The 7,306-nt window shown below is 39.0% G+C and carries 6 protein-coding genes and 1 pseudogene; all 7 read right to left on the bottom strand.

Going from position 1 to position 7,306, the window contains the following annotated elements; all coding sequences use genetic code 11:
• On the bottom strand, positions 1-676 hold a 676-nt coding region (locus tag V7164_RS22435), incomplete at its 3' end, for an MFS transporter (protein ID WP_335355266.1).
• Between the two features lie 73 nt (positions 677-749).
• Positions 750-1,190 (bottom strand): DUF3830 family protein, encoded by a 441-nt coding sequence (locus tag V7164_RS22430; protein WP_335344273.1) that lies wholly within the window; start codon positions 1,188-1,190, stop codon positions 750-752.
• 151 nt (positions 1,191-1,341) lie between these two features.
• On the bottom strand, positions 1,342-2,997 hold the full coding sequence (locus V7164_RS22425) for a hydantoinase B/oxoprolinase family protein (RefSeq protein WP_335344272.1): 1,656 nt from the start codon (positions 2,995-2,997) through the stop codon (positions 1,342-1,344).
• Positions 2,994-5,030, bottom strand: a complete 2,037-nt coding sequence (locus V7164_RS22420) for a hydantoinase/oxoprolinase family protein (protein ID WP_335344271.1) — start codon at positions 5,028-5,030, stop codon at positions 2,994-2,996. The genes V7164_RS22425 and V7164_RS22420 overlap by 4 nt, the downstream gene beginning before the upstream one ends.
• 134 nt (positions 5,031-5,164) lie before the next feature.
• Complete coding sequence (locus V7164_RS22415) at positions 5,165-5,710, bottom strand: helix-turn-helix domain-containing protein (RefSeq protein ID WP_335344270.1); 546 nt, start codon at positions 5,708-5,710, stop codon at positions 5,165-5,167.
• Between the two features lie 251 nt (positions 5,711-5,961).
• Positions 5,962-6,186 (bottom strand): annotated as a pseudogene (locus V7164_RS22410) (arsenate reductase); the annotation flags it as partial.
• A 30-nt stretch (positions 6,187-6,216) separates the two neighbouring features.
• Positions 6,217-7,306 (bottom strand): arsenic transporter (locus V7164_RS22405; RefSeq protein WP_335355265.1); only part of this gene is annotated, 1,090 nt, incomplete at its 5' end.

Raw genomic sequence — 7,306 nt, 5'->3', positions numbered from 1 at the left:
CTTTCGCTTCCTCCTGGCGTCCTTTACCAGCCAGCCAGTATGGAGATTCAGGGATTTTCAGCAGCATAAATGCCCATAATCCGCCTAAAGAACTAATAAATAGGACCACTCTCCAGCCACCTAGAGCGCCTTCAACCTCCATAAATAAAACCGTAACTCCTACAGCAATGAGGACACCAATCGGCCAGCCCGCTGATAAATAACCGCCATATTTTCCTCGTTGTTTCACAGGAAGCATTTCCTCAAAATAAGGAAAAATACAAACTAGCATTCCTGCCAATGCTAAACCTGCTAGAAGTCTTCCTGCATAAAGCATTTCAAAGTTAACAGAAAACACACTGATTAAAGAAAATAAAGTGTAAAGCAATAAACTATACATCATTGTTTTTTTACGGCCAATCTTATCGGAAATAAATCCCCAAATATAAGCCCCGGGAATCATTCCTAGAAAGATAGCTCCAATGATTGAACCTGTTTGTACTGCTGTTAAGTTAAATTCAGCTGCAATCGCCCCACTAAGAAAGATAATAATCATCATTTCCCATGCTTCAACTACAAATGCAAAGAATAGAACCATCCCTACAAAAGCATGTCGGTTGTTAAAGGGCATATCTTTAAATAATTCGCCTACCTGCATAACTGACTCAGCTTTAGCTTTCAACGCAGCATTGGACATATATTTTCATCTCCCATTGAAACTGAATACTCAGTATTTTTAAAAGTTGATTTTTAAACGAGATTTAGCTAGCTTAGTCTTCCAATCTCTCAATATAAATCTTCTCTTTCCCTTCAAGCCAAATTCGCTCACCAATTTGGACAAGCTTGTCAAATTCCGAATAATCGACTTGCGCAAAAACGTTAACAGGCTCATTGCCTTTGTGGCTTCTTGCCAGCTCAGCACCATAGTATATGGCTAAAGCCTGCGGGAGAACGCCTTCTTCCTCCCAATTCCAATCCCGCCAATAACACACTTCCCCAACACTTGTATAAATGGTCTGATTTTCTCTTGGAGGCAAGTCCTGTTCATTATAGCCAAAATTGAATTCCCTGCCTGACCATCTTGATTGAGCAGCAACACTTTCTAACGGAAGAGCATTCCAAATCCTCTCACAAGTTAATGGAGCCTTCCCCTCTAGTAAAGTTGCTGAAATCTCTCCCCCGCCTTCAAACCGAAATCTTATTCTTTTCAAAGCTGCTGCACATCCTCTTAAGTTCATATTTATATTAAATTCTAAATTATCAGTCTCCATCAGATAAAAATAGGGGAAGGCATTCTTTTTAGAATATCCTTCCCATTTCCACCATGAGCTCAATGTGTATATTCTTTACTCGCTTTTTTGTTTATTTTCCGGTAACATATTCATTTCTTAAATCTTTTTCAGCATCCCCAGAAGATCTTTCGGTCGGATCCCCGAAACCGCCTCCGCCGCCGGTCATGACTTTGACGATATCGCCTTTGCGTATTTTCCTTCCGTTTACTTTTAGTAAATGTTCAACCTCTCCGCCTGAAATAATTTCTACATCAGGTTTCGCGCCAGGCTGGCCTCCGAACAGTCCCCATGCCGGAGTCTTTGATCTTTCAAACCAAAGAGAAACTGCCGCATCTTCACTAAGAATCTCATATTCTCTTACAACCCCAAGACCTCCTCGATACTGGCCGGCTCCGCCAGAGTTTTGTCTTAATCCATATTGATTGATTCTAATCGGATACTTTGACTCAAATACTTCGATTGGCAGATTTTTGAAGTCCCCGCTCACATGGTTAATTAATGCAGATTGCCCGTCTCCAGAATGGAATGCACCCCATCCTCCAGCAGTCGCTTCCACACTTAAAAATGACTCATTTGTTTTTTCATCCGTTCCTGCAAATGTCACTACCATGGAATCTCCGTAATGCGCACCAGCAGCCTTATCCTTCATAACAGGGGATAGTGCTTTAATAATTAAATCAATCAATAAACCTAGCGGAGTAAAATACCAGCCGCATGGGGCAGGCTCTACTGCATGGAAGATTGTTGCTTCTGGAGCAATAACTTTCATTGTTCTAAAGTTCCCTCCAGTTACAGGAGAATTGGGACTAATTAAATCTTTAAATGCCACACGGCAGGCTGAAATCGTCTGTGCATAGCCGCAGTTCGTTTGTCCGAAGCGCTGCTTGCTAGAGCCTGTAAGATCAATCGTAATATAATCGCCCTCAACCTTTACTTGAACCTTTACAAGAATCGGTTCATCCTTGACCCCATCATTATCCAGGTATCCTTCTGCCTCATAGACGCCATCCGGAATATTGCGAATAACGCTGCGGTCCATTTCTTCTGATTGTTTAAAAATATCATGAATACAGCGATTAATTCGGTCGATGCCAAAGCGGACAATTAATTCCTTGAATCTTTTTTCACCTGTCCGGCAGGCTGCAATTTGCGCATTTAAATCTCCCAATGCAGCTTCACGGAAACGGTTATTCGAAACAATTAAGCGGATTACATCTTCGATTGGCTTCCCTTGATCATAAATTTTAGTAGGAGGAATTCGGATACCCTCTTGATAAATACTTGTTGCATCCATGGGATACCCAGGATCCTTCGAGCCAATATCTAACCAGTGGGCACGGTTTGCTGTAAAGCCAACGAGCTCACCTTCTAAGAAAATTGGAGAGAATACCGTAACATCATTTAAATGCGTTCCGCCAATATATGAATCATTTAAAATATACACATCTCCATCTTTATAGTTTTCAATTCCGCCGATTACGTTGGTAGTTACTTTTATACATTCATCAATGTTTCCAAGAAATATTGGCAATCCGGCAGACTGTCCTAATAGCTCTACATCGCGGTTAAAAATACAAACACTACAATCCTTCATTTCATAAATAATCGGTGAAAATGCGCTTCTCGCTAGACTTGCGTTCATTTCATCCGCAGCCGAGATAAGAGCATTCCTTACAATTTCCGTTGTAACCGGATTTTCTAAATATACTGGTGTTTGAGTGCTCATACCAAAACCTCCTGTTCAGCTGTTTCTTTAACAATTTCAATATTCTGATATTCATCAATGCGAATATAGTGTTTTGGCGGTATAACTAAAGTTGAGTTTTTATCTTCAACAACCGCTGGCCCATTGAAATAGTTTCCATAGGATAGCTCCTCAGTTGAATATACCTTTGTTTCTTCTTCAACATTATTCCAAACTACATTTCGTTTTGATGATGGTACCGCTTGTTTTTCAGATCGTTCGTCCGACTTCACATATTCTACCTTTTCAAGATCTCCAAAGGCTGTAGCACGAAGGTTCACGATCTCTATTGACCCTTTCGGATTATTATGTCCGTAAATATCTAAATGGGCTTTATGGAAGTCCTCTTCGATTTCCTTAAGATTATTTGTTTCGTTTAATATATTTACCGTATATTCCTGACCAGCATAGCGGACATCAATGCTATTTTGGAAACGAATATGCTCGGTTTGAATATTCTGCTGATTTAAAACTGCAACGCTTTCCTGTTTCATTTCCTCATATAAGGATTCAAGCTGGCTATAATTCACTTCTTCGATGCTAGATACATAGTTTCGCACTGTATCAAAGCGGATGTCTGTTTGCAGCATGCCCCATGCAGAGAATGTTCCGGATACGCTCGGTACAAATACTTTCTTCATATCCAATAGATCTGCAATTAACACAGCATGCATTGGTCCTGCGCCGCCAAATGCAACTAATGTAAAATCACGAGGATCAATTCCGCGTTTAACCGTTAATGTACGAATAGCATCTGCCATCTTTGCATTCGCAATATCACAAATTCCTTCAGCTGTTTCTTGAACAGAAAGTCCAATTTGATCTGCAACCGATTTCACTGCTTCAATCGCTGCTTGTTTATCCAGCTTGATGTCGCCGCCTAAGAAGTTATTTTCATCGATACGGCCTAGTACTAAATTTGCATCTGTCACAGTCGGCTGTTTTCCCCCTTGTCCATAACAAGCCGGTCCTGGTGAGGAGCCTGCACTTTTCGGTCCTACACGCAATCCGCCTGCCTCTACCCATGCAATGGATCCGCCTCCTGCTCCAATCGTATGAATATTAACCATAGGTGATAAAATCGGGAAGCCTTCCATATGAATTTCAGCTGTAATGTCTGGCTGTCCATCAATAATCATACTTACATCAAAACTCGTTCCTCCCATATCCACACAAATTAAGTTTGGATCGCCTGTCAGCTTTGTTAAATTCATTCCGCCAATCGTTCCGCCTACTGGTCCTGACATAAGTGTCTGCAATGGAAGACGCTGAGCAATCTTGGATGTCATAACCCCTCCATTAGACTGCATAATGTAAATATCTTTTTTGAAGCCTCTCTTCTCTACTTCCTTCTCTAAAATATTTAAGTATTTTTTTACGATAGGAGCGATATATGCATTGATAACCGTTGTACTTACACGCTCATATTCTCTCCACTCACGGGCAATATCGCTAGAAAGCGAGACCGGAATATCAAGCTCTTTTTCGATGAAGCTGCGGATTTTATCCTCGTGCTCTGGATTACGGTAAGCGTGCATTAAGCACACAGCCACTGCATCATAGTTTTTATCCTTTAATTGGCCAATAATTTGCTGCAGGTTTTCTTCATCGAGCGGTGTTAGAACAGAGCCGTCAAATGTCACTCTTTCTTGGATTTCATAAATAAGCTCTCGCTCCACTAAAGTAGCTGGCTTATTGAACTGAATATTGTACATTTCAGTCCGGTTTGCCCTGCCGATTTCATACACATCTCTAAATCCTTTCGTTACTATAAGGGCTACATTTGCACCCTTTCTTTCAAGGAAAGCATTTAATCCAGATGTTGTTCCATGAACAAAGTATTCGATTTCAGATAAATCCCCTACATAATGACTTATGGCCTCTAAAACTCCTTCAGCTAGATTATGCGGAGTTGTTAAAGTTTTTTTCGTATGATAGACATTTTTCAGACGGTCAAACACAACTAAATCTGTAAAAGTACCTCCAATATCTACTCCAAGACGATAACGCGACATTATGCTTCCTCCCTTTCTGTTTCACTTCATCTTTTATGTTGTATTCCCTTTTAAAACCCTATTTGCATGTTGGTCAAAACATTAAGTATATGCAATTGACATGCATTCCTCCCTTCAAGGTTTCTATCAATCTATTAGTTAAAAATAACTGGTGTAATTACAGATAATAAAATCGTTTCTTGATCAAGCGGATTCTCCCACATATGGGGAAGTGTGGACGGAAAATGGATTGCTTCTCCCTCACGCAAATAATAAACATTCTGATCAACCGTGATTAACACTGCACCCTTTAGGACATAATAAAATTCTTCCCCCGGATGCCTAGCCATTTCTATATCCCTTTGATGCGGCTGCATTGTAACTTGAAAAGGCTCAATCTTTCTGTCAGTAAAATTATTGCTGAGACGAATATAAGTAGAATCAGAGCTTTCAATCTTAAAAGATTTTTGATTTTCCTTTTTAACTGCATAATTTAAATTCTCTGGCTCCTCAAAAAAATGAATCATCTTTACGCCAAAAGCATCAGCAATTTTTTTTAATGACGTGATAGCAAGTGAAGATGTTCCTCTTTCTATTTGTGATAAAAAACTAACGGAAAGATCCGTCTTTTCACTCAGCTCTTTTAATGTCATTCCCTGTTCGAATCGTAATTGTTTAATTTTTTCAAAAATTTCCTTCATTACTGAATCCCTTTCTATAAATGAAGAATTTTTACTGCTGCACTGTAATTATTTATGATTTTATCATAATTCATTTTAATACGAAAGAATATTTTAAATATTTTTTATAGTTATAATTAATTGTTATTTTAGAATATTTTTGTTGTATAACTTATTCTTGTAAAACACATAAAAAAAACGCATCATATTAGATGCGTTTCAATAGCTATCTCTTTTCTTCTGCAAATCTCTTAACTATCTCCTCAATTTCAAGTAACAACTAAATCAGCATTGTTAAGAATTTCTGCATCAATGATATCCGAGGTTTGAATTGAAATATCTACTCCCACTTCATCCATGGCTTTTACAGCATTTAGGTTTAAGACATACGCCTCAATTCCTGCACTATAAACATTCCAATCATCAGCCAAATACTTCTTCCCCTAGCCCTCTGCCATTTGGCTTCGGCATGAATTGCCTGTACATAGAAAATAAATTGTTTTTTAGTCATGATTTTAACTCCGTTATTAATGAATAAATAGCAGCCAAATATACAAACCAACCAATGTGATAAATAAAGTTGGAATCGTTAAGACAATCCCCGTTTTAAAATACGTTCCCCATGAGATTTTTACACCTTTTAAGGAAAGAACATGCATCCATAATAAGGTGGCTAGAGAACCAATTGGTGTAATTTTGGGACCTAAGTCCGAACCAATGACATTGGCAAAAATGAGTGCTTCTCTTATGACTCCCGTTGTATTTGTGTCTGAAATCGCTAAAGCATCAATCATCACGGTAGGCAAATTATTCATCACAGATGAAAGCAGCGCAGCAATGAATCCCATCCCGAGTGTCGCGGCAAATAATCCTTGATCGGCAGCTGATTGAATAACATCAGCTAAAACATTCGTTAACCCCACATTTCGCAAACCATAAACAACCACATACATCCCAATTGAGAAAAAGACAATAGCCCAAGGAGCCCCTTTCATGACAGTCCTTGTATTCACCGCATGGCTCCTTCTTGCCATGAATAGGAAGAAAACAGCTACAACCCCTGCAATGATAGAGACTGGAATTCCAGTAAATTCACTAGCAAAATACCCCATAAGGAGGACTGCCAGTACATACCATGACAATAGAAACATTTTTTCGTCCCGTATTGCTTCTACTGGTTTTTTTAGGTCCGATAAGTCGTAGTTCTTTGGAATGCTCTTACGAAAGAAAAGATATAATACCAAAATACTAGAAGCAAGAGAAAAGAAGTTTGGGATAATCATTCTTGATGCAAATTCATTAAATCCGATTCCAAAATAATCGGCAGAAACGATATTAACAAGATTACTAACAACTAAGGGAAGCGATGTTGTATCTGCAATGAATCCACTGGCTATGATAAACGGAAAAACCATTTTTTCATTAAATTGCAGATTTCGGACCATTGATAATACAATAGGTGTGAGGATGAGCGCAGTTCCGTCATTAGTGAATAATGCGGAAACAATAGCACCTAGAATGGTGATATATACAAACATTCTTATCCCATTTCCCTTTGCTGCTCTCGACATATTTAAGGCTGCCCATTCAAAAAATCCTATTTCATCTAAAATAAGC

This window comes from Bacillus sp. JJ1474, from assembly GCF_036965225.1.
In the GTDB taxonomy this organism is placed as follows: Bacteria; Bacillota; Bacilli; order Bacillales; family Cytobacillaceae; genus Cytobacillus.
Note: the sequence above shows the minus strand (reverse complement) of the source record. Positions and strands in the feature narration are given on the sequence as shown.

Bases quoted from the DNA above. Each gene is read 5' to 3' on its own strand.
- V7164_RS22425 (WP_335344272.1), bottom strand. From the start codon at position 2,997: ATGAGCACTCAAACACCAGTATATTTAGAAAATCCGGTTACAACGGAA.
- V7164_RS22420 (WP_335344271.1), bottom strand. From the start codon at position 5,030: ATGTCGCGTTATCGTCTTGGAGTAGATATTGGAGGTACTTTTACAGAT.
- V7164_RS22415 (WP_335344270.1), bottom strand. From the start codon at position 5,710: ATGAAGGAAATTTTTGAAAAAATTAAACAATTACGATTCGAACAGGGA.